This is a genomic window from Idiomarina sp. T82-3, assembly GCF_001577655.1.
GTDB lineage: Bacteria > Pseudomonadota > Gammaproteobacteria > Enterobacterales > Alteromonadaceae > Idiomarina > Idiomarina baltica.
Genome location: NZ_LSBQ01000014.1, coordinates 1 through 19,702 on the forward strand (window position 1 = coordinate 1; position 19,702 = coordinate 19,702).

General features: G+C 47.0%; 17 protein-coding genes. 11 read left to right on the plus strand and 6 right to left on the minus strand.

What is annotated here, in order from left to right:
* Nucleotides 1-114 precede the first annotated feature (114 nt).
* The 8 genes from AWU56_RS09090 to AWU56_RS09125 all read left to right on the plus strand — a co-directional run bounded on the left by AWU56_RS09090 (nucleotide 115) and on the right by AWU56_RS09125 (nucleotide 10,380).
* Nucleotides 115-2,013 (plus strand): GmrSD restriction endonuclease domain-containing protein, encoded by a 1,899-nt coding sequence (locus AWU56_RS09090; protein ID WP_286682320.1) that lies wholly within the window; start codon nucleotides 115-117, stop codon nucleotides 2,011-2,013.
* Nucleotides 2,014-2,471: 458 nt separating this feature from the next.
* Entirely contained in the window at nucleotides 2,472-3,062 is a 591-nt protein-coding gene (locus tag AWU56_RS09095) for a TetR/AcrR family transcriptional regulator (protein WP_104417159.1), read from the plus strand.
* Nucleotides 3,063-3,088: 26 nt separating this feature from the next.
* Complete coding sequence (locus tag AWU56_RS09100; protein ID WP_104417158.1) at nucleotides 3,089-4,228, plus strand: efflux RND transporter periplasmic adaptor subunit; 1,140 nt, start codon at nucleotides 3,089-3,091, stop codon at nucleotides 4,226-4,228.
* Nucleotides 4,228-7,275, plus strand: a complete 3,048-nt coding sequence (locus tag AWU56_RS09105; RefSeq protein ID WP_104417157.1) for an efflux RND transporter permease subunit — start codon at nucleotides 4,228-4,230, stop codon at nucleotides 7,273-7,275. Before AWU56_RS09100 ends, AWU56_RS09105 begins: the two co-directional genes overlap by 1 nt.
* Before the next feature lie 10 nt (nucleotides 7,276-7,285).
* The gene (locus AWU56_RS09110) at nucleotides 7,286-7,774 is read left to right on the plus strand and encodes a small multi-drug export protein (RefSeq protein ID WP_165794770.1); all 489 of its coding nucleotides are present in this window, start codon (nucleotides 7,286-7,288) and stop codon (nucleotides 7,772-7,774) included.
* 311 nt (nucleotides 7,775-8,085) lie between these two features.
* Nucleotides 8,086-8,283: a helix-turn-helix transcriptional regulator gene (locus AWU56_RS09115; protein WP_104417155.1), complete on the plus strand. Its 198-nt coding sequence runs from the start codon at nucleotides 8,086-8,088 to the stop codon at nucleotides 8,281-8,283.
* Between the two features lie 15 nt (nucleotides 8,284-8,298).
* Nucleotides 8,299-9,975, plus strand: a complete 1,677-nt coding sequence (locus AWU56_RS09120) for a DUF927 domain-containing protein (RefSeq protein WP_104417154.1) — start codon at nucleotides 8,299-8,301, stop codon at nucleotides 9,973-9,975.
* Between the two features lie 60 nt (nucleotides 9,976-10,035).
* Nucleotides 10,036-10,380, plus strand: coding sequence for a helix-turn-helix transcriptional regulator (locus AWU56_RS09125; RefSeq protein ID WP_104417153.1), 345 nt, complete (start codon nucleotides 10,036-10,038; stop codon nucleotides 10,378-10,380).
* Nucleotides 10,381-10,425: 45 nt separating this feature from the next.
* On the opposite strand, the gene AWU56_RS09130 is transcribed toward AWU56_RS09125, so the two are convergent.
* The 6 genes from AWU56_RS09130 to rpmH all read right to left on the minus strand — a co-directional run bounded on the left by AWU56_RS09130 (nucleotide 10,426) and on the right by rpmH (nucleotide 15,761).
* Entirely contained in the window at nucleotides 10,426-11,616 is a 1,191-nt protein-coding gene (locus AWU56_RS09130; protein ID WP_104417152.1) for a site-specific integrase, read from the minus strand.
* A 170-nt stretch (nucleotides 11,617-11,786) separates the two neighbouring features.
* Entirely contained in the window at nucleotides 11,787-13,190 is a 1,404-nt protein-coding gene (gene mnmE, locus AWU56_RS09135; protein WP_006954805.1) for a tRNA uridine-5-carboxymethylaminomethyl(34) synthesis GTPase MnmE, read from the minus strand.
* A 123-nt stretch (nucleotides 13,191-13,313) separates the two neighbouring features.
* Nucleotides 13,314-14,978, minus strand: coding sequence for a membrane protein insertase YidC (gene yidC / locus AWU56_RS09140; protein WP_272977464.1), 1,665 nt, complete (start codon nucleotides 14,976-14,978; stop codon nucleotides 13,314-13,316).
* A gap of 24 nt (nucleotides 14,979-15,002) precedes the next feature.
* Entirely contained in the window at nucleotides 15,003-15,281 is a 279-nt protein-coding gene (yidD, locus tag AWU56_RS09145) for a membrane protein insertion efficiency factor YidD (protein ID WP_083773219.1), read from the minus strand.
* Nucleotides 15,236-15,607, minus strand: a complete 372-nt coding sequence (gene rnpA, locus AWU56_RS09150; protein WP_040487619.1) for a ribonuclease P protein component — start codon at nucleotides 15,605-15,607, stop codon at nucleotides 15,236-15,238. The genes yidD and rnpA overlap by 46 nt, the downstream gene beginning before the upstream one ends.
* 19 nt (nucleotides 15,608-15,626) lie before the next feature.
* Entirely contained in the window at nucleotides 15,627-15,761 is a 135-nt protein-coding gene (gene rpmH / locus AWU56_RS09155; RefSeq protein ID WP_040487621.1) for a 50S ribosomal protein L34, read from the minus strand.
* A gap of 344 nt (nucleotides 15,762-16,105) precedes the next feature.
* Here rpmH and dnaA point away from each other — a divergent pair, with 344 nt between their 5' ends.
* Genes dnaA through recF form a run of 3 tightly spaced genes read left to right on the plus strand, consistent with a single transcriptional unit; the run spans nucleotide 16,106 to nucleotide 19,702 of the window.
* Nucleotides 16,106-17,470: a chromosomal replication initiator protein DnaA gene (dnaA, locus tag AWU56_RS09160; protein ID WP_272977463.1), complete on the plus strand. Its 1,365-nt coding sequence runs from the start codon at nucleotides 16,106-16,108 to the stop codon at nucleotides 17,468-17,470.
* 32 nt (nucleotides 17,471-17,502) lie between these two features.
* The gene (dnaN, locus tag AWU56_RS09165; RefSeq protein ID WP_006954141.1) at nucleotides 17,503-18,606 is read left to right on the plus strand and encodes a DNA polymerase III subunit beta; all 1,104 of its coding nucleotides are present in this window, start codon (nucleotides 17,503-17,505) and stop codon (nucleotides 18,604-18,606) included.
* A gap of 7 nt (nucleotides 18,607-18,613) precedes the next feature.
* Nucleotides 18,614-19,702 (plus strand): DNA replication/repair protein RecF, encoded by a 1,089-nt coding sequence (recF, locus tag AWU56_RS09170; RefSeq protein WP_286682321.1) that lies wholly within the window; start codon nucleotides 18,614-18,616, stop codon nucleotides 19,700-19,702.

Below are 19,702 nucleotides of genomic sequence, written 5' to 3' on the forward strand. Positions count from 1 at the left end.
GGCACAGTGAACTCCCTCCGTTCTGCTGTGCCGAACCTTATCAGATCAACCGGCCAAGATAATTGCCGCTAGACCGGCCACCGTAATTGTCGCTCAATAAAGGGGCTTTATCAGGTGTCCAGTCAATCACCATTGCTGGTCATTGATGGGCAACAGCGACTGACTACCACCATGCTGATTCTTGAGGCGCTATCTCGACACCTTGGGAACACAGAGACTCTGGAGGGGTTTTCGGCTAAGAAGCTGCGCAATTACTACCTGCTTAACCCGTTGGAAGACGGTGAGCGAGCTTACAAACTGCTATTGACCCAGACGGACAAAGAGAGCCTGCTGGCGTTGGTCACGCAGAAGCCGTTACCTGATGACGGTTCTCTTCGAATCCAAGAAAACTTCGAGTTCTTCAACAGCCAGATTGAGCGGCTAAACGGGGAACTGGAAACCCTCTGCCGGGGCCTTTCAAAGCTCATCATCGTTGATATTGCGCTGAGCCGAGACCAGGATAACCCGCAACTCATTTTTGAGAGCATGAATTCCACAGGAAAAGCTTTGAGCCAGGCTGACCTGATCCGGAACTATGTGCTGATGGGACTGGAGCCGGAGCATCAAACTCGGCTCTATCGCGACCACTGGCGTCCGATGGAGGTGGAATTCGGGCAAGAAGGCTATGGCGTTTACTTTGACAGCTTCATGCGTCACTACCTCACGGTTAAAACCGGGGAAATTCCACGGTTAGATGAAGTGTACGAGGCTTTCAAACAGCATTCACGTCGCGCCGAAGTTGCGAGTGCTGGTGTCGATTCATTGGTTGCCGAAATACATGCTTTCGCTCGGTATTTTTGTGCGATGGCATTGGGGAAAGAAACAGATAAACAGCTCGGAATGGCATTTAAAGATCTGCGTGAACTCAAAGTCGATGTGGCATATCCGTTTCTGTTGGAACTTTACCATGATTACCAACAGGACAATCTGTCCCAAGATGACTTTCATAGCGCTATTCGGCTGATCGAGGCTTATGTGTTCCGTCGTGCCGTTTGTGCCATCCCCACAAACTCGCTGAACAAGACCTTTGCGACCTTTCACAAATCATTGCAGAAGAACCGTTACCTGGAGAGCGTCAAGGCTCACCTGCTCGGTTTGAAGTCATACCGGCGTTTTCCGAATGACGAAGAGTTCAAAAGGGAACTGGCAGTACGCGATCTCTATAATTTCCGCAGCCGGAGTTACTGGTTACGCCGCCTGGAGAATTTCGAGCGCAAGGAGCGGGTTCCGGTCGACGAATACACGATTGAACACATCATGCCGCAGAATGAGAATCTGTCTGCTAGATGGAAGGATGAGCTAGGTCCGGAATGGAAGCGTGTGCATGAAACCTGGCTGCATACGCTGGGTAACCTGACTCTTACGGGCTACAACTCAGAGTACAGCGACCGAGCTTTCATCGAGAAGCGCGATATGCAGGGCGGATTCAAACAAAGCCCTCTACGGCTCAACGAGGGCCTGGGAGCTGTAGAAGCATGGAATGAGGACTCAATTAAGAATCGGGCCGCCAAGCTGGCCCAGGAAGCGGTGCGGGTTTGGGCGGCTCCGGTATTGCCGGACGAGATCCTCGATACCTACCGCAACGTGGCCGTCAAACCAGAAGCCTACAATCTTGAGGATCACCCTCAACTAGCAAACGGGACCCCAATGCGCGCTCTATTTGAGCAGCTCCGAAAGGAAGTCCAGGCGCTCGACCCGAGCGTCACTGAAGAAGTTCTCAAGCTCTATATAGCGTTCAAAGCCGAGACGAACTTTGTCGATGTGGTCCCGCAAAAGACCCGTTTGCGACTGTCTCTGAATATGCCGTTTCACGAGTTGAGCGATCCGAAAGGGATGGCTCGTGACGTGACCAACCTCGGACGTTGGGGAAATGGCGATGTAGAAGTAGGGTTAAGTGAGGAATCTGAGCTGGCCTATGTAATGGGGCTCATTCGACAGGCGTTCGAAAAGCAGATGGGGAACGATGCTGATTGAGCAGTGGGAACAGCGCCCCGGCAACTGGGGCGGAAAGTAGTGGCTGGACGATCACAATGAGCGAGAGTTCTCCAACAGCGGTCGGGGACTCTCCTGGAGGACTTTCCAATCGCTACACATACCTATCTGATTTGGATAACTTTGAGCCCATTCCATGCGCTCTAATAGGTCGCCTCTTGGAGATATGAGCAGCACATACGCTACTAATCTGGATAAGTTGTCGCCGGAATCCCAGTGCGTGGTTTTTCCAAATCAGGTGGAAACGACGTGCTCTCAGTCCAGTAACCTCCCTGCCAGCACTTCTCCCTCTCTTAAGAGCCTCGAAAAGGACTCTTTGCGCGATTGTTGGTGTAGATGTTTACTAATAGGGCTTGAATGGGGCTCTGAAAGGACCTTTATGGTTGACAATGCTACCGGTATATTATATAAATGATTATTCACTTAATTAAGGTGTGAAGATGTCGAATATTGGCCGTCCAATCAATTATGCTGCTCGTGAAGCGAAAATAGAGCGAATCATTAATGGTGCCATCCAGTGCTTCGTTAAGAAAGGCTTTCACGGGGCTGGAATCGCTGAGATTTCTCGAATGGCTGGCGTTAGTCAAGCTAGCCTCTACCAATATTTTTCCTCAAAAAATGAGTTGATCTTGGAAATCGCCAAGCGATATTTTTCAAGAGACATGGCTGCCCTCAAAAGAGTAGAAAGCGCCGACGACTTTCAAACAGCTCTGGAGAAAGAAGCGCACCTCACCGGTGACACGACCGGAACAATTATGTACTTAGAAATACTCGCGGAATCGTCTAGAAACCCCGAGATAAAGAAGATTGTACTTAATTCAAGCAAGGAGCTTTATGATGTTTCGTGCTCGATGTTTAAAAAGTCACAAGACACGGGCGTAATTAGTAATCACCTAACGCCTGAACAGATAACTCATTTTATTTTCGCATATATTGACGGAATATCCTGCCATATTGCAACGGCTGACGCCGAGTATTCGCCTGACATGTTAAGGCTGTTTATACAAACGCTTTTAAGACCTCGACCTTAGTATTTTCGTTTATAGGACTTCACAAATTGACATCGCTTATTTATATAAATGATCAGTTACATATTTATTATGCACGGGCTAATCGAGTTTTCGTATTAGGCATGCTTATTTGTACTTTACTGCTGTTACAGGGCTGTAGTGAAGAACCGACCCAAACTGCTACAGAAAACGTAAGAGCCGTATCGATTAACAGTGTGGCCGACGATGCTTATGTTAATAGCATTCGTTTTCCAGGAGTGACACAGACAGAAAACCGAAGCCAATTGTCTTTTGGTGTTGATGGTACAGTGAACGACGTTCTCTTCGATATTGGCGCGCAGCTCAACACCGGAGATGTGATGGCTGTTCTGGATCAGGAGCCCTATAGGCTTGCCCTTGAGAGCGCTCGCTCTGAAGCTGAGAAAGCGCGGGTTACATTTGAAGAAGCTAAAACAAATTATGAGCGACTCGTGCGGTTGCGTGAAAATAACTCTGTATCTGAACAGAATTTAGATGCTGCCAGATCGACATACGAAAACGCTCAATCGACGCTCCGTGATGCCCTGGCACAAATCAGGCTTGCAGAGCGAAACCTTTCTAAAACCGCTATCAAGGCACCCTATGATGGGGTCATTTCAAGTCGTAGTGTCGAACCCTTCGAAGAAGTCACTGCAAATCAAGTCGCTTTTACATTTGACGGCATGGAGAAGTTCATCGTTGACTCATCAATTCCCGGTGATCTGGCAGAGTATATATCAAATGACAAAGAACTAGAGATCACAGTGAACTATCGGGGGTCATATTTTAATGCCACCGTCGAGCATTTGGGTGAGCGAGCAAACGAGGGATTAAATTTCCCCGTTAGACTTCGTCTCGACACTTCCCGAGAAAAACGCCCTTTGCCAGGATTAGTGGTTAGCGTCAGTTATCGAATGCCCGACGGAGAAGGCGCGATATTTGTGCCTCACAGTGCTGTTGTTGCTGAGCCTACTGATGGGAATCCTTTTGTTTACCAGTACAACGAAAAAACCGGGAGAGTTAGTAAAGCAGGCATCCGTATTGTTAACGCTGAAGAAGGTGGCTACTGGATTAAAAGTGATCTTCAGAAAGGAGATTCGTATGTTGCTGCGGGTGCTGCCTTTATCAGTGAGGGTCAGAAGGTTCGACCGGCTGAGGAAGTACGATAATGTCTATTACTGCTTTTTCGATAAAAAACAGCCGACTTGTTTTATTTATTTTCATAATACTAACGATCACGGGTCTGGCATTATATCCGGATTACCCTTCTCGGGAGGAGCCCACCTTACCTATCAACCAAACCATCATAACGGCTTACCACCCAGCCTTAGATGTTTATGAGACAGAAGCCCTTATTGCACGACCAATTGAGCGAGCGTTGCGAGAATTAGAAGAAACGAAAAATATTACGACCTCAATAAGGGCAGGAGAAATTTATCTCTCTCTTGAAATAAAAGATGGTACGCCAAGTTATTCGCATGCGTGGCTTAGAGTCAGAGCGAGAATGCACGATGTACTTACTGAGTTGCCGGAGGGGGTATCAGGGCCATTCGTTAATGATAATTACGATGCGGTAGCCGTGATGACAGTAGCGCTAAGTGCAACGGATTATTCTTTTAGAGAGTTGAGGGACAAGGCAAATGAGCTTCGCAATTATCTTTATAGTATTCCAGGGATGGACAAAGTTACGTTGCACGGTGTTGCCGATGAACAGATATCAATAGAACTTAAGCCGTTTGTGGCATCACAGTATGCGCTGAACCCTAATGACATCTTTTTACAACTGAGTAAGAGCAATTCTCTCGGGGAAGTAGCGCGTATCAATTTTGATACTCAGCAAAGCCGAATTTTTGTTGAGAGCAGTTATGACGAACTGGCTGAAGTTAAGGAAACCGTGATATCGCTACCAGACGGATCTATGCTTCCGTTGAAAAATATTGCCGATGTCACCAGGGTTCCGGCTAGACCTCTGAATAGTGCAGCATACCTTGATGGTGATCAGGCCATTGTTGTTGCTGGTTATATGGCGCCTGGGCTTAATATGGTGGATTTTAACAAGCAACTGCGCCGTAAGCTGGACGAATGGGGGAGTGAGCTACCGGTAGGTTACCAAATGAAAACCATCACTGATCAGGGGAAAGTCGTTGATCAAGTGATATCGAAAATGATTTCAACGCTGCTCGAAACTATTCTAGTGGTGACGATCGTCACTGTACTTGCCTTGGGTCTTCGTGCGGGATCTTTGGTGGCACTGGCTGTTCCTGTCACGGGTGTTATCACGTTAGTTTTTCTAAGAATTTTTGGCGTAGAACTCAACGAAGTAAGCATTGCGTCGTTCATCATTGCCTTAGGTATACTCGTTGACAATCCCATGGTCATTGTTGAAGACATCTCAAAAAGGGTAGCGCAAGGCGAGGAGAGAGAGTCGGCTGCTTTATCTGCGGGAAAGACTCTGGGGACGCCCATTCTTATTGCTAGTTTAACCGTGATATTGGCTTTTGCTCCCCCGGTGTTCACTGACAATATTACTGCTATTTATATGCAGACACTAACTATTGTCATTGGTGTGATGCTGCTTGTTTCATGGTTTGTCGCTACGATGTTAACACCAATCATGGCTAAATGGTTTATCAATCAATCGTCCAAGACCCGGGGGATCTCTGGCGGTAAACCTTCCTATGTAATGAACGTAATGTCTTCCTTTTGGGACAAGGTTATTTCGCGTCCGAAGTTGTTTCTAAGTGCTTCGGTTTTAAGTCTTGTAGTGGCATTGTTTGTGTCAAGCACCATCCCAGAGGCGTTCTTCCCGCCTTCAGAACGTTCTCAACTACAGATTTCTGTTGAGCTGCCAGCGAACACGCCAGCGGAACAAACGGCTGCTGTAGCTGAAGAGATGACTCAGTGGCTAAGTAATGATGATCGGTTCCCGGAAATTACAGGTGCAACAGCTTATGTAAGTGAAGGCGGACCGCGCTTTATCCTTGGTTTAAACCCTCCTGAACCAGCACCTCACTCGGCATATTTTGTTGTAAACGTCACCAAAGATACGCTTGTCAGCGAGTTTGTCGATAAACTAAGAGCAGAAATGCCTCCTGAATATCCTTTTGCCGAACTCGAAATCAACCCGTTCTTTATGGGCTCCACGCCGCCAGGAGAGGCCGCTATTCGTCTTATTGGTAACAAGCAATCGAATATTCTAAAGGCTTCAGATGCTATTCAAGGAGCTCTCAACGAGGTAGAGCACACTATTAACGTAAAGCAAGATTGGGAACGTTCCGTTACGAACTTTCTGGTAAAGGTTGATCGTCCCGCAGCTCTATCCACAGGGGTGACTCGTGAGGATATCTTATTAGCACTCCGTGAACATAGTTTGGGAGAAAATGCCTCAGTACTTCGGGAGGGCGAGTATCAAATTCCAATCGTACTGAGCACGAATTTATCGGAGAATTTATCATTATCTCAATTGGAGAATATCCAAGTATTCCCCGAGTCCTCGTCTAAACCGGTATATCTATCTGATATAGCGATCATTGAAACCAGGCATGATCCGTCACTTATTAAGAAGCGCAACCTAACACCGACGGTCACGGTGACAGCATTGAATCCTTCAATGACATCAAAAGAATTAGTTAACTCCATATCAAACACTATTGATGAAGTAAAAGAGCAATTTGGCGTTCAAGTACAGTTTGGTGGTGAGATTGAAGAAAGTGAAGTTACAGCAGAAGCGATATTTGCTTTCTTACCATTGTGTATCTTAGCAATGATTATACTGTTTATTTATAAGTATAATTCGTTTAGAAAAGTGACAATTATCGTCTTGAGCGTACCTTTTTGTGCCATCGGCTTGCTGCTCGCGCTAGTTATCTTCCGTCTTCCTTTCGATTTTATGGCGAATCTGGCCATATTCGCCTTAATAGGGATTATTGTATCGAATGCTATGTTAATTATTGAGCAGGTCGATATTGAAAAAGAATCGGGGAAATCTGAGCTCGATTCCCTTAAATCGGCTTTGATGGAACGATTTCGTCCAATTATGTTAACCCAAATAACAACGATACTTGGACTTCTTCCGTTACTCATAGCGAATGATCCCTTATGGAGATCGTTTAATGTTGTAATTATGGGCGGACTTATCTCGGGAACCGTGGCATCTTTTATCGTTGTTCCAAGCCTGTATGTACTGTTTTTTAATAAAAAGAGCGCGAACGCGTAGGAACTTTTTCATGAATGAGTTGATGCTTTATGTAAGTGTATTTGTTGGGGCCGCGATTCCGGTTCTGGAAGTGTGGATTGCCGTACCTTTAGGAGTAGTGGCCGGTTTGCCGTGGTTCCCCGCAGCTATGGTTGGCTTTATCGGCAACCTTGTATCTTTACTACCGATTATCTACGCCAGTGAAAAAGTAACTGCTTTTGTCCGCCGTTGGCTAAAAAAATCTGAAACTGATGATATAGCTGAATCCGTACCTGAACGTAAAGACAGAAAACACCGAATTCTTGAAAAGTTCGGTGTTCCTGGCTTAGCTTTTCTTGGTCCTTTTCTTATTGGGGTCCATGCTGCGGCCGCATTTGCTATGGCAATGGGAGCTACAAAACGAAGTGTACTATTTTGGTTTACCTTGTCATTGATTTTTTGTTCGTTGCTCTTCGGCTTTCTAGCGGGAATAGGCATTACCGAAGTGTCAGATGGTAAACAGCTACCATTTTCAGGTTAGTGGCTGATGTAGAAAGTGGTTATCAGTTTCAGTGCATCAAAAAATGCAGCTGATAACGAGCACTGACTTTCACATGTGAAAGACACATAGCTAATTTGATCATAAAATGCGCAAAACCCACTCGCGCAAGCCATAAATTTCCAGTAATGACTTGTTTTTTTTAATTTATTTTGATTTTTATCTATTAATTATCAACAAGTTATCATCCACCCTCGCCTTTGTGCCCTTTAAGGGCAATTCCACGGTTCTCCCCCAAGACGAATATTTCCGATGATTACCCCCGATTGATTCACAAAAAATCAGGAGTAGTCATGAAGAAACAGATAACCACCTCAAAAGAGTGTTTGCTGACCTATGAGGAAGTTTGCACTGTTTTGAAAATGTCACAGGCAACTTTACGGCGCTACGTAAAGCAAGGCCGGTTTCCGGCACCAGTGAAGCCAAATCCCAATGGCCGAGCCGTTCGCTTTCGCTACCAGGATGTAAAAGCGTGGCTGGACAAGCTGTGAGAGGGGCTGCGTGATATGCAATACAAACTGCAAGATGACGGGCTCTATGCCTTATCAGGGGACCATTGGCAGCGTGTCGGTGGCTGGATTCAGGTAATGGCTCGCACCAGGCTAACTGACAAACGGCACGGGCACGGAGCGTTGCTGGAATGGCAGAATTTCGATGGTGTGAAGTTACGCGAGGTCGTGTATGCGCGAGATCTCAACAGTGACAATGCCCGGCAGGTACGGGATATGCTGGTTGATACCGGTTATCCACTGACACCCGGGCAGGCGAGCTGGAGCCGGCTTCAGCACTATCTGTTGGAACAGATGGCTCTGGCCGAACCGGCGACAGTGGTTAATCGAACGGGTTGGCACGGTGGAGTATTTGCCACCAGTAACTGGACGATCGGCTCAGCTGAAGAACCGTACCATTTCGTAGGCCAATTATCAGGCTCTCCGACGTTAGAGGAGTCTGGAAGTCTCAGCGACTGGCAGACTTATGTCGGGCAGCTATGCCGAGGCAATCCATTAGCAATATTCAGCATTGGCACGGCACTGGCGGCGCCACTGATTGCATCTGCTGGGATGGAAAATGGCGCTATCCATCTGGTTGGAACATCGTCGACTGGGAAGACGACCTTGTTGCAATTGGCAGCCAGCGTCTACGGGAACAACCGCTATGTCCGCAGTTGGATCTCAACCAGCAACGGATTAGCGGCAGTCTCCTCAGAGCACAACGACATGCTGCTGCCGTTGGATGAGATCGGTATGGCCCGTCCGGAAGACATCGATACGGCGATATATCAGATCATGAACGGCTCAGGGAAGCTACGCGCAAACGTTTCCGGCGAGCTGGCCGCAACGTCGCACTGGCGAACGCTGGTGTTGAGTAGCGGTGAAGTCTGGATTGCTGAGCTGCTTCAGCAGATCGGTAAACCGTTACGCGCTGGTCAGCAAATACGCCTGGTGGAGCTCCCAGTGTTTGGGACCTACGGTGCGTTCGACGAATTGCATGGTCACAAGCATCCTCAACAATTTGTGGACGAGCTTAAATCGTCTTGTCAGCGCTACCACGGCTCAGTCATTCGGGAGTGGGTTTCGTTACTGACCGAGCGTCACACTGAGCTCAGTCAGTATCTAAATCACGAGGTTGGTCGTTTGAGCGGTGCGTGGTCAAACGATCAGATGGCATCCCAGGTGCAACGTGTCATCCGGCGGTTTGCCTTGATAGGTGCAGCACTTTGTCTCGGAAGCAGAAATTTCATCCTACCATGGTCAGAAGAGGAGTCTCTATCGGCAGTCCACAGAACTCTGAAGGCTTGGTTGGATAATAGAGGCCACTCCAGAAACTCTGAGGAATTCCGGCTTCTCAAAGCGCTGGAGCGGGCAATGAAAGTCTGGGAGCGTAGTCTCAGTGATATTGAACAAGCGAGTGGCCAGGGGGGTGCTGGTTTTCGACGCTCACACGATGGGCGCGAGTTGTGGTTGATCTATAAATCGCACTTCCTGAAGCGGCTCGGGCTGCCGACCCATTACATGAGGGAAGTGGAAGTGCTGTTACAGCGTGACTGCCTGGTAAGTAATGAGCGTTCTCGGGGGACCTACAAAACCAGGGCCAATGGAGATTTACAGCGGTTTTTCGCGCTCAGGCCTGACCAAGTTAGGCGGCAACTTGAAGAGCTGGAGAGGGTTGAACATGAGGACTGACGTGGTGTTCCCAATTTCCCAGTTTTCCCACTTTGGTTATGGCGGTGTAGGGGTAGAGCGATGACAGAAAAAGAAATGTTACAGCGAGTATTGCAGGACATGATGATCCTTAAAAAAATCATTTTAGACCATATCAATGATAGCAAGGCGCCGGAGGCCGACAAGGAGATCATGAGCCTTGAGGAGTGTGCGGAATACACTGGGCTAAAGAAAAGCACCCTGTACCAGCTAACCTCCCAAAAGAAGATCCCTCATTTCAAACCAAATGGTCACCGGATTTTCTTTCGCCGTGCAGATATTCTGAAGTGGCTCCAGTCGAATCGGATTGCGACGGCGGACGAGATCGAAAAGGCGGCTGCTCAGCATCTGGTGAGCCATCGAAGACCAGGACGGCGGAGTGTTTGATGTGGGGCAGGTGTAAAGAGGGGCTTTGAAAGCCCCTCTCGTCACTTAGGCTGCACATTCCCCAACCTCGTCCAGTGTCTCCTCAAATATGTCAGGAAAACTCCTCATGGCCTCTGTACGGCGAGTTTCGAGTATGTCCGCATAGATTTCCGTTGTTCTGAGCTCGCTGTGGCCCAGAAGCCGGGACAACGAGTAGATATCCACACCCCTGGCCAGTTGATTGACCGCAAAGGTGTGCCGTCCGGCATGGAAAGTCACACTCTTGGTGATACCCGCTCGCATGACCCATTGCGCCAATGCAACGTTGGTGTAGGAGTCATACTTCAGACCTTTGAATACGCGATCACCCGGCTTGCCGCGATTCTCCAGGTTTAGCAATCTCACAGCCGAGTCTGGAAGATCCAGGTATTGCAGTGAGTTCCCGGCGTTCACAAGCTTCTTCTGCCGAAAAATGATGCGGTAGTGGCCATCGGCGAATTCCTCTATCTCACCCCAGACCAGCTTGTGGATGTCTGACCAGCGAAGGCCTGTGGTGCAGGAGAAAAGGAAAGCCCGCCGCAGCACTTCATACCGGCATTCGGCTTTGGTTAGAGCCCGGACCTCTTCGAGGGTCAGGTAAGTCCGCTTCGTGTTTTCCGGCTTGATGGACTTGACCTGTTGAACCGGGTTGTCACGGACAATGCCATCCCGATAGGCCTGGTTGAGCGCAGCCCGAACCTTGTTGAAGTAACTGCTGGTCGTGTTCTTGGCCAGTTTGGTACCGGATTTGGTGGTGGCTTCATGCTGAAGGTAGTGCCGGAACCCCTCCAGGAATCGCTTATCGACTTGTTCAAAGGTCAGTTCAGACAAGCCATGGAAGCGGTGCAGGTGATGACGGGTGGAGATCCAGATCGAATGGTTGGATTTGCTTCCGGAAGCTTTCTCGTCAGTCAGTTGATCGAAGTAATCGAAGAAGCTGGCAGAAAGCTTGGTCCGATCATCCAAGCCATGTCGTGACGACTCGATTTCCAACAGCCGCTTTGCCCGGATGGCCTCAGCCTTCTGATTCACGGTCTTGTTGTGCTCACGCTCCGCCGGAAGGCGGGGTTTGTCGTAGAGGAACAGGTTCAGGGGCTCATATGAGCGCTTCTGCGCCCGAGAACCGTTCTGACCCGTCTTGGAACCGTGATAGTAGACCAGTCGCAAGGCACGGTGGCCGTTCTTGTCTGGTTCGCGTTTTTGGATAGTGATTTTCATGTTTTGCTCCTTTTGTGCTCCGAGTGCTCCGAAAACTTATACTCGGAGCACACACGGAGCAAGAGGGGGCAAAACGGATCAAATTGCCTGCAAAGAAATAGAATGAATTTCGTTATAAAACAATGGCTTATTTGTATTTTATTGGATGCTTTTCGATCTTTTTGGCCGTTTCACTTCCCAATGCAGAACGAACCAAAGATCTGGCCCAACAGATCGTCTGAGGTAAATTCGCCCGTGATCTCATTTAAATGTTGTTGTGTCAGCCGAAGCTCTTCAGCGAGTAGCTCGCCGGCAAGGTTAAGCTCTAGGTGCTCTTGTCCGAGTAACAAATGAGACTTGGCTTTCTCCAAGGCATCGAGATGACGGCGACGCGCCATAAAGCTACCTTCCGAGGTGGCGCTATAGCCCACACAATGTTTTAGGTGTTCACGCAGTTGTTCAATCCCATGCCCTGTCTTAGCAGACAGTTGAATTACTGGGATACCGTTGTGTTCGGTTAACCCCGTGTTTTCTTGCGTCAGATCGATCTTATTGCGAATGACCGTAAACGGCATATCATCAGGTAACTGGGCGAAAAACTCCGGCCAAATATCATCGGGATGAATTGCACTGGTTTCTTGGCTATCAACCATAAACAACACGCGGTCGGCTTGGCGAATCTCATCCCAGGCGCGTTCAATACCAATACGTTCGACTTGGTCGGGTGAATCGCGCAAACCTGCGGTATCAATAATATGAAGTGGCATTCCGTCAATTTGAATGTGCTCGCGAAGCACATCACGAGTCGTACCCGCAATCTCCGTGACGATAGCGGATTCGCGACCCGCTAAGGCATTTAATAAGCTCGATTTACCGGCATTTGGGCGCCCCGCAATCACAATACGCATGCCTTCACGCATTAACGTGCCTTGTTTGGCTTGTTGTTCTATATGGAACAGCTGATCAATGATTTCTGCCAAATCGTTGGCGACCTTGCCATCGGAAAGAAAGTCGATTTCTTCATCGGGAAAATCGATCGCCGCTTCAACGTACATGCGTAGGTGAATAACAGCGTCGACCAGGACGTCTATTTTGTGAGAAAACTCGCCTTTTAAACTTTGCAGCGCAGCCTTTGCGGCTTGCTCGGAGTTGGTATCGATGAGGTCGGCAATAGCCTCGGCTTGGGTCAGATCGAGTTTATCATTTAAAAATGCGCGCTCGCTGAACTCGCCGGGACGAGCAGGACGAATATCGGGCAATTCTAGAATTGCCTTGATAATCATATCAATGAGAACAGGGCCGCCGTGTCCTTGGAGTTCCAGCACATCCTCACCGGTGAATGAGTTAGGGCCTTTGAAAAAGAGTGCGATGCCCTCATCGAGCAAATGACCTTCTTTATCATAGAAGGGGACATATTCAGCTTTACGTGGAGGTGGACAATGGCCAATGAGTGCACTCGCTACTTGTTTTGCTTGAGGACCGCTAACACGAACAATACCGACGCCACCGCGACCGGGGGGAGTTGCCTGTGCGACGATGCTGTCATTACTGAACTCATCGTCTGTGCTCGTTGGCTCATGTATTGAAGGGTTCATAAATGGGACCTCAACGCTAAATAAAAATGAATCTAGAGACTAGTTTACAAGAAAATTGCTGCTAGTCGCTCAGAAAAAACAAAGCCCGGTCGAAACCGGGCTTTTTATTCTTACGCTCTACTGTTATTTACCGCGAACGTTAATACCTTTCTTCTCAAGCCCTTTATAAATAATGAGCATTTGAGTAATGGTTATCAGGTTACTAACCAACCAGTAGAGTACCAAGCCAGACGGGAACCATAAGAAGAACACCGTAAATATGACAGGCATATACTGGAATAACTTCTGCTGCATTGGGTCAGTCGCTGGCGTCGGTTGTAGACGTTGCATTACAAACATACTGATACCCATCAAAATAGGCAGTATGTAGTACGGATCCTTGGTTGATAAATCTTGGATCCAGAATACAAAGGATGAATGACGCAGCTCGACACTCTCTAACAGCACCCAATATAATGATAAAAATATGGGCAACTGAAGCAACATGGGTAGGCAGCCGCCAAGAGGATTGACCTTTTCCTCTTTATACAGCTTCATCATAGCCTGGCCCATCTTCTGGCGATCGTCACCATAGCGTTCGCGCAGAGACTTCATTTTTGGCTGAAGCAAGCGCATTTTCGCCATTGACACATATTGCGCTTTAGTCAGTGGGAACAACAACGCTTTGATGATCACGGTAATCAAGATAATCGCTAGACCCCAGTTAATGACAAAGCTTTGTAAAAACTGAAGTAATTTGAATATCGGTTGAGCGAGCCACCATAGGAATCCGTAGTCGACTGTTAAATCAAGATACGGTGCAACTTTGGCCATCGCGTCTTGGTCTTTTGGACCTACGAATATAGTTGCGTCGATGGTTTGCGATGCACCCGGTTGTACGGTGGTGGAGGGATATAAAACGCCGATGACAGCTTGGTTCGAAGGTGTAACCTGCGAGTAAAACTTGTTTTGCTGTGTTTGCGTAGGGACCCAAGCGGCAACAAAGTAATGCTGCAGCATGCTAACCCAACCTGTCTGGGTTGTAACGCTCAGCTTTTTCTCACGCATGTCGTCAAACGGGTATTTCTCAAACTTATCTTCATCTTGAGAATAGGCAGCACCAAAATAAGTCGGCATGATCATGCTGCCGCTTTCGCCTGCAGTCATTGTTTGTTGCAACTGCCCGTAAAACTGTAACTGAGCGGCTTCTGAACTTTGGTTTTCAATCGCATAGTTGACACCAATATCATAGTGCCCGCGCTTGATAACGAAAGTTTTAGTAACATTAAGCCCTGACTCGGTTTGCGTAGTCAAAGGGACTTCAAGGGTGTCGCCGGTTAAACGGTATCGCTCTTGAGCAGCTTGATATTGCGCACGACCGTTATTTGAATCGATACCCTGAGGGCCAATGAGTCCTGATTGCGCGATATAAATGTGATTGCTGTTACGTTTAAGTAACTGGAAACGCTCTTCGGAATCGAGTGTAGCCGCAAACTCTAAAAGCTTTGCTGAAACGATATCACCGCCGTTCAAATCGATTTTTAATTCGAGTTCGTCAGTGACTACGGTGATTAAGCGACCATTACTAGTGATGGCATTAGGGCTGTTACTCTCAGGTACAGCGGTATCTGCGGTATTTGAACCTGACTGAGGAACAGTGGAGCTATTTTGATCTTCGGTTTGCTGCGTCGTTTGTTGTGTTTGCTGAGGCGCTTTCGTGCCTGGGGCAGTGTCGATTGTCCATTGTTGGAACAAAAAGAACGACACAACAATAAACGCAACCAATAGTATCGAGCGTGGCGAATTCATAATGATTTCGTCTCTATTACTTGTCTATTTCTTTGACTGTGAATGATTCGGTTCGATGTTATCAGAAGAAACTTCCGGCACAGGATCGAAACCACCTTCGGAACCCGGATGACAACGGCTAAGCCTTTTTGCTGCCAACCCAATGCCGCGTATTGTACCGTGTTTCTTTATTGCCTCACAGGCATAATGTGAACATGACGGATAAAAACGACATCGAGGGCCGATTAACGGCGAAATAACCAGCTGATAAAACTTTATCAGGCCGATTGGTATTGCTTGCAACGCTTTGCTAACTTTCGCCATAGATAATTTAATGTATCAGCCATTTGAGCATTATCGAGAGTATCAATACCGTGCTTTGCAATAACAACGATATCGAACGCTGGGATATTATGCTGTTTTAGTCTGAACGTTTCGCGCACTTGACGCTTGAATCGATTCCTAGCGACAGCTGTTTTAGCACGTTTTTTGCTGATAGTAACGCCAATTCTGGGATGCCCAAGTTGATTAGGGCAGGCAAGCATGGTGATATGCGCTGTGACAGCTTTAACGGGAGGATTATCGAAAACCGTCTGGAAGTGCGAGGGAGTTAAGAGCCTTAACTCCCGTCCATAATGATAGTGCGTCACTGAGTGAACACTATCTATCTTATGCGCTTAATACTTTACGACCACGTGCACGGCGACGTGCAATAACTTTACGGCCGTTTTTGGTTGCCATGCGAGCACGGAAACCGTGAGTACGTTTGCGTTTTAGTACGCTTGGTTGAAAAGTTCTTTTCATAACATTAATTCCGTCGGTCAGATTGTTACTTTCCCACGCTGGCCGAAAATATTCTGAATCACCAAACGTGAAGGTAAAAAATTGTGAGCGCGGATCTTACTCGATCCTGCGTAGGCTAGTCAATGTATTTAGGCTAAAAAGTCACGTCTAGTTGAAAAAAATTAATCCACAATTTTGCCGGCATGCCGATCTTCGATTGTGGATAAAAAAGGTGTTATCCAATTCAAGGCTGTTGTTCAAAAAAACAACTTTCTATCGCTGAGGGGCTTTTATTAGTGGCGATTTTAGGTGGTTTAGCGTAAACTAACGGGTATCAAAATTATAATTAAAAGGGAGTGGGTAGTGTGAATAATTCGCTTTGGCAACAATGTGTTGAGCGACTGCAAACAGAATTGCCGTTGCAGCAGTTCAATACGTGGATCAGGCCGCTACAGTCTGAGCTAAATGGCGATACATTGACGCTATATGCACCAAACATTTATTCCCTTGATTGGGTACGTGATAAGTACCTTAATACGATTAACAGTTATTTAAGTGCTTTGACCAATGATAAAGCGCCTGATGTGGTGCTTGAAGTGGGCAACGTCAGTAATCGGTCACCGTCGCGCTCGTCTAATCAACCCCGTACAAGCCCGCGTCGAAGCCAGGTCAGTAGAGGCGCCGATAGTTCGCTTAGGTCGGAGTCTTTTGAAAGTAATATTCATCCCGAGTATACCTTCGATAACTTCGTAGAGGGTAAGAGCAATCAGCTGGCAAGAGCGGCTGCGATTCAAGTTGCTGAAAATCCAGGTGGTGTCTATAACCCGTTATTTGTATACGGTGGCACAGGTCTCGGTAAGACTCACTTGTTGCATGCGGTGGGTAACGGCATTATGCAACACAAAAAGGATGCAAAAGTCTTCTACATTCGAGCTGAGCGATTTGTTCAAGATATGGTCAACTCGATACGCAACAGTTCGACCAATGAATTTAAAAAGTACTATCGGTCTGTCGATGCTTTACTGATTGATGACATTCATTTTTTTGCCAATAAAAAAGGCTCTCAAGAAGAATTCTTTCACACTTTTAACGCCTTGCTCGAAGGTAACCAACAAATCATCATGACTAGCGATCTTTATCCCAAGGAAATCGATGGTGTTGAAGATCGGCTTAAATCGCGTTTTGGTTGGGGTTTGACTATAGCGATAGAGCCACCGGAGCTAGAAACGCGCGTTGCTATTTTAATCCGAAAGGCAGAAGAACGTGGTTTGCACATGCCTCACGAAGTCGCGTTTTTTATCGCAAAGCGCTTGCGTTCGAATGTACGTGAATTGGAAGGCGCTTTGAACAGGGTGGTCGCTAATGTATCGTTAACAGGTCGTCCGATTACCATCGATTTTGTTCGAGAAGCATTACGCGATTTGATAGCCGCGCAAGAAAAACTGGTAACTATCGACAATATTCAGAAAACAGTGGCTGAATACTACAACATTAAATTAGCTGATATATTATCTAAACGTAGAAGTCGTTCGGTAGCTAGACCTCGCCAGTTAGCGATGGCATTGGCAAAGGAACTAACGAACCACAGTCTTCCTGAAATAGGTGATGCGTTTGGTGGTCGTGACCATACAACAGTCTTGCATGCGTGCCGAAAGATTCAGGAATTAAAAGAAGAACAACACGACATAAAAGAAGACTATCGTAATCTAATTAGGACGCTATCCTCTTAATTGGAACGGCACTCTCAACAGGGGACTCATCAATGAAATTTACGGTAAGCCGAGATGCATTTTTAAAACCTCTACAAATTGTCAGCGGAGCGGTTGAACGTCGACACACGTTGCCGATTCTGTCGAACTTATTATTGAAGGTTGAGGGCGATACGCTACGCCTCACTGGAACCGACCTTGAAGTCGAGCTTATCTCTTCGGTCAAGGTGGAGTCCTCCGGTGGCGACGGGATGGTAACTGTGCCGGCGAAAAAGTTGCTCGATATTGTGCGTAGTCTCCCAGATGAGTCACCGATTGAGTTAGTCGGTGATGATGAGGGCGTCCGTGTTCGCTCGGGGCGAAGCAAATTTAAACTGAGTTCGTTGAGTGCTGATGACTTTCCTAATATAGAGGACTGGTCGAGCGAAGTGAATTTTATTACATCCCAAGATACTTTAAAGCGACTCATGGAAAAGACTCACTTTTCTATGGCTAATCAGGATGTCCGCTATTATCTCAATGGCATGTTGTTTGAGACAGACGCGAATATGTTGCGTTCCGTTGCGACGGATGGTCATCGATTAGCAATGAGTAATTGTCACATAGAGCAGCCTGGTTTGAGTCAGCGGCAGGTTATCGTTCCAAGAAAAGGGGTCGTTGAGTTACTACGTTTGCTTAACGAAGATGACTCTGAGGTAGCCGTTGCTATCGGTAACAATCATATTCGTGTTGAGACTGCTGATATTGTTTTTACGAGCAAGCTGGTTGATGGACGGTTCCCTGACTATCGTCGAGTTGTTCCGCAGGGCGGTGATAAGCAAATCTTCGCGGATCGTGATCTTCTTCGCCAAGCATTTGGACGCGCGTCGATTCTGTCGAATGAAAAGTTTCGTGGTGTTCGCTTAAATATTACAGCTGGCGAGCTATGTATTACGGCAACTAACCCTGAACAAGAACAGGCGGAAGAAGTAATCGAAGTTAACTACGAAGGCGAAGCCATTGAGATAGGCTTTAATGTAAGTTATTTGCTCGATGTGCTTAATAATATTGAAGCCGAAGAAGTTTGCTTTGTTCTCTCTGATGCAAATAGCAGCGCGTTGATTGAGCCTAAAGATGATGACTCATGCTGCTATGTCGTGATGCCAATGAGATTATAATTCCTATATGCGACTTAATGCGCTTAAGGCAATAAATTTCCGGAATTTTAAGCGCTTTGATTTTGAGCCTTCGCCTTACGCAAACTTGATAGGTGGCTTGAATGGGTCCGGTAAAACTTCGCTGATTGAGGCGATATACCTCTTGGGCTTTGGTCGAAGCTTTCGCCCTGGAGGCTATAAGCAGCTGATAAATAGTAGTGAGTCAGATTTTACCGTGTTTTGCGAAGCGATGTCTGATAGAGACGAAGTTTTTAAGATAGGGCTTCGTAGAACAAGTGAGGGCGAGGTTCAGCTTCGGTTGAATGGTGAGACAGTACATAAGTTGTCTGAAATAGCGCGTTTTATACCCGTTCAATTATTCACACCGGAGTCTGTAGAGCTCATTTTAGGCGGTCCTAGCCTTAGGCGTCAGTTTATGGATTGGGGAGTGTTCCACGTGGAACACACTTTTTATGAGCTTTGGGTCGCTTATACAAAATCCCTCAAACAGCGTAACTTTCTACTGCGTAGCAAAGGCGATGTAAGGCAAGACGCCTTTTGGCGCGCTCAGCTGGCTCGATTGGGCGAGGAGATTATTCAATTACGTATCCGGTATATACAAGAAATTGAAAATTTCATTACAAAGAGTGCAACATTCTTTCTGCCGGATGTTAAACTGGAAGTTGGTTTAAAGCAGGGCTGGGACCAAAGTTTGAGCCTGGCTGATGCCCTTGATAAGCACACAGAACGTGACCGGCGCTACGGGCATACATCGATTGGACCTCACAAGGCCGATATTAAATTAACGGTAGATGGCATAGATGCAAAGCTTGTATTGTCGCGAGGTCAGTTGAAGCTTCTCGTAGCGAGTTTAAAGCTTGCTCAAGCTGCTCATTATAATGAGAAGAAAGATAGCAGCTGCATTTTTTTAGTCGATGATATTACCTCAGAGTTAGATGAGGCGAATCAGAAAAAATTTATAACAGCGCTCGAGGGGTTGAAGTGTCAGAGTTTTATTACCGCGATTGACTCTTCGCCAGTGGCTCGGCTGTTTAAACAAAATCCGAAAATGTTCCACGTGGAACACGGGATATTGAAACAACAAACTGAGAACTAA

Coding starts and splice junctions, on each gene's coding strand:
- AWU56_RS09095 (WP_104417159.1), top strand. CDS start 2,472: ATGTCGAATATTGGCCGTCCAATCAATTATGCTGCTCGTGAAGCGAAA.
- AWU56_RS09105 (WP_104417157.1), top strand. CDS start 4,228: ATGTCTATTACTGCTTTTTCGATAAAAAACAGCCGACTTGTTTTATTT.
- AWU56_RS09110 (WP_165794770.1), top strand. CDS start 7,286: ATGAATGAGTTGATGCTTTATGTAAGTGTATTTGTTGGGGCCGCGATT.
- AWU56_RS09115 (WP_104417155.1), top strand. CDS start 8,086: ATGAAGAAACAGATAACCACCTCAAAAGAGTGTTTGCTGACCTATGAG.
- AWU56_RS09120 (WP_104417154.1), top strand. CDS start 8,299: ATGCAATACAAACTGCAAGATGACGGGCTCTATGCCTTATCAGGGGAC.
- AWU56_RS09125 (WP_104417153.1), top strand. CDS start 10,036: ATGACAGAAAAAGAAATGTTACAGCGAGTATTGCAGGACATGATGATC.
- AWU56_RS09130 (WP_104417152.1), bottom strand. CDS start 11,616: ATGAAAATCACTATCCAAAAACGCGAACCAGACAAGAACGGCCACCGT.
- mnmE (WP_006954805.1), bottom strand. CDS start 13,190: ATGAACCCTTCAATACATGAGCCAACGAGCACAGACGATGAGTTCAGT.
- yidC (WP_272977464.1), bottom strand. CDS start 14,978: ATGAATTCGCCACGCTCGATACTATTGGTTGCGTTTATTGTTGTGTCG.
- yidD (WP_083773219.1), bottom strand. CDS start 15,281: ATGGCGAAAGTTAGCAAAGCGTTGCAAGCAATACCAATCGGCCTGATA.
- rpmH (WP_040487621.1), bottom strand. CDS start 15,761: ATGAAAAGAACTTTTCAACCAAGCGTACTAAAACGCAAACGTACTCAC.
- dnaN (WP_006954141.1), top strand. CDS start 17,503: ATGAAATTTACGGTAAGCCGAGATGCATTTTTAAAACCTCTACAAATT.
- recF (WP_286682321.1), top strand. CDS start 18,614: ATGCGACTTAATGCGCTTAAGGCAATAAATTTCCGGAATTTTAAGCGC.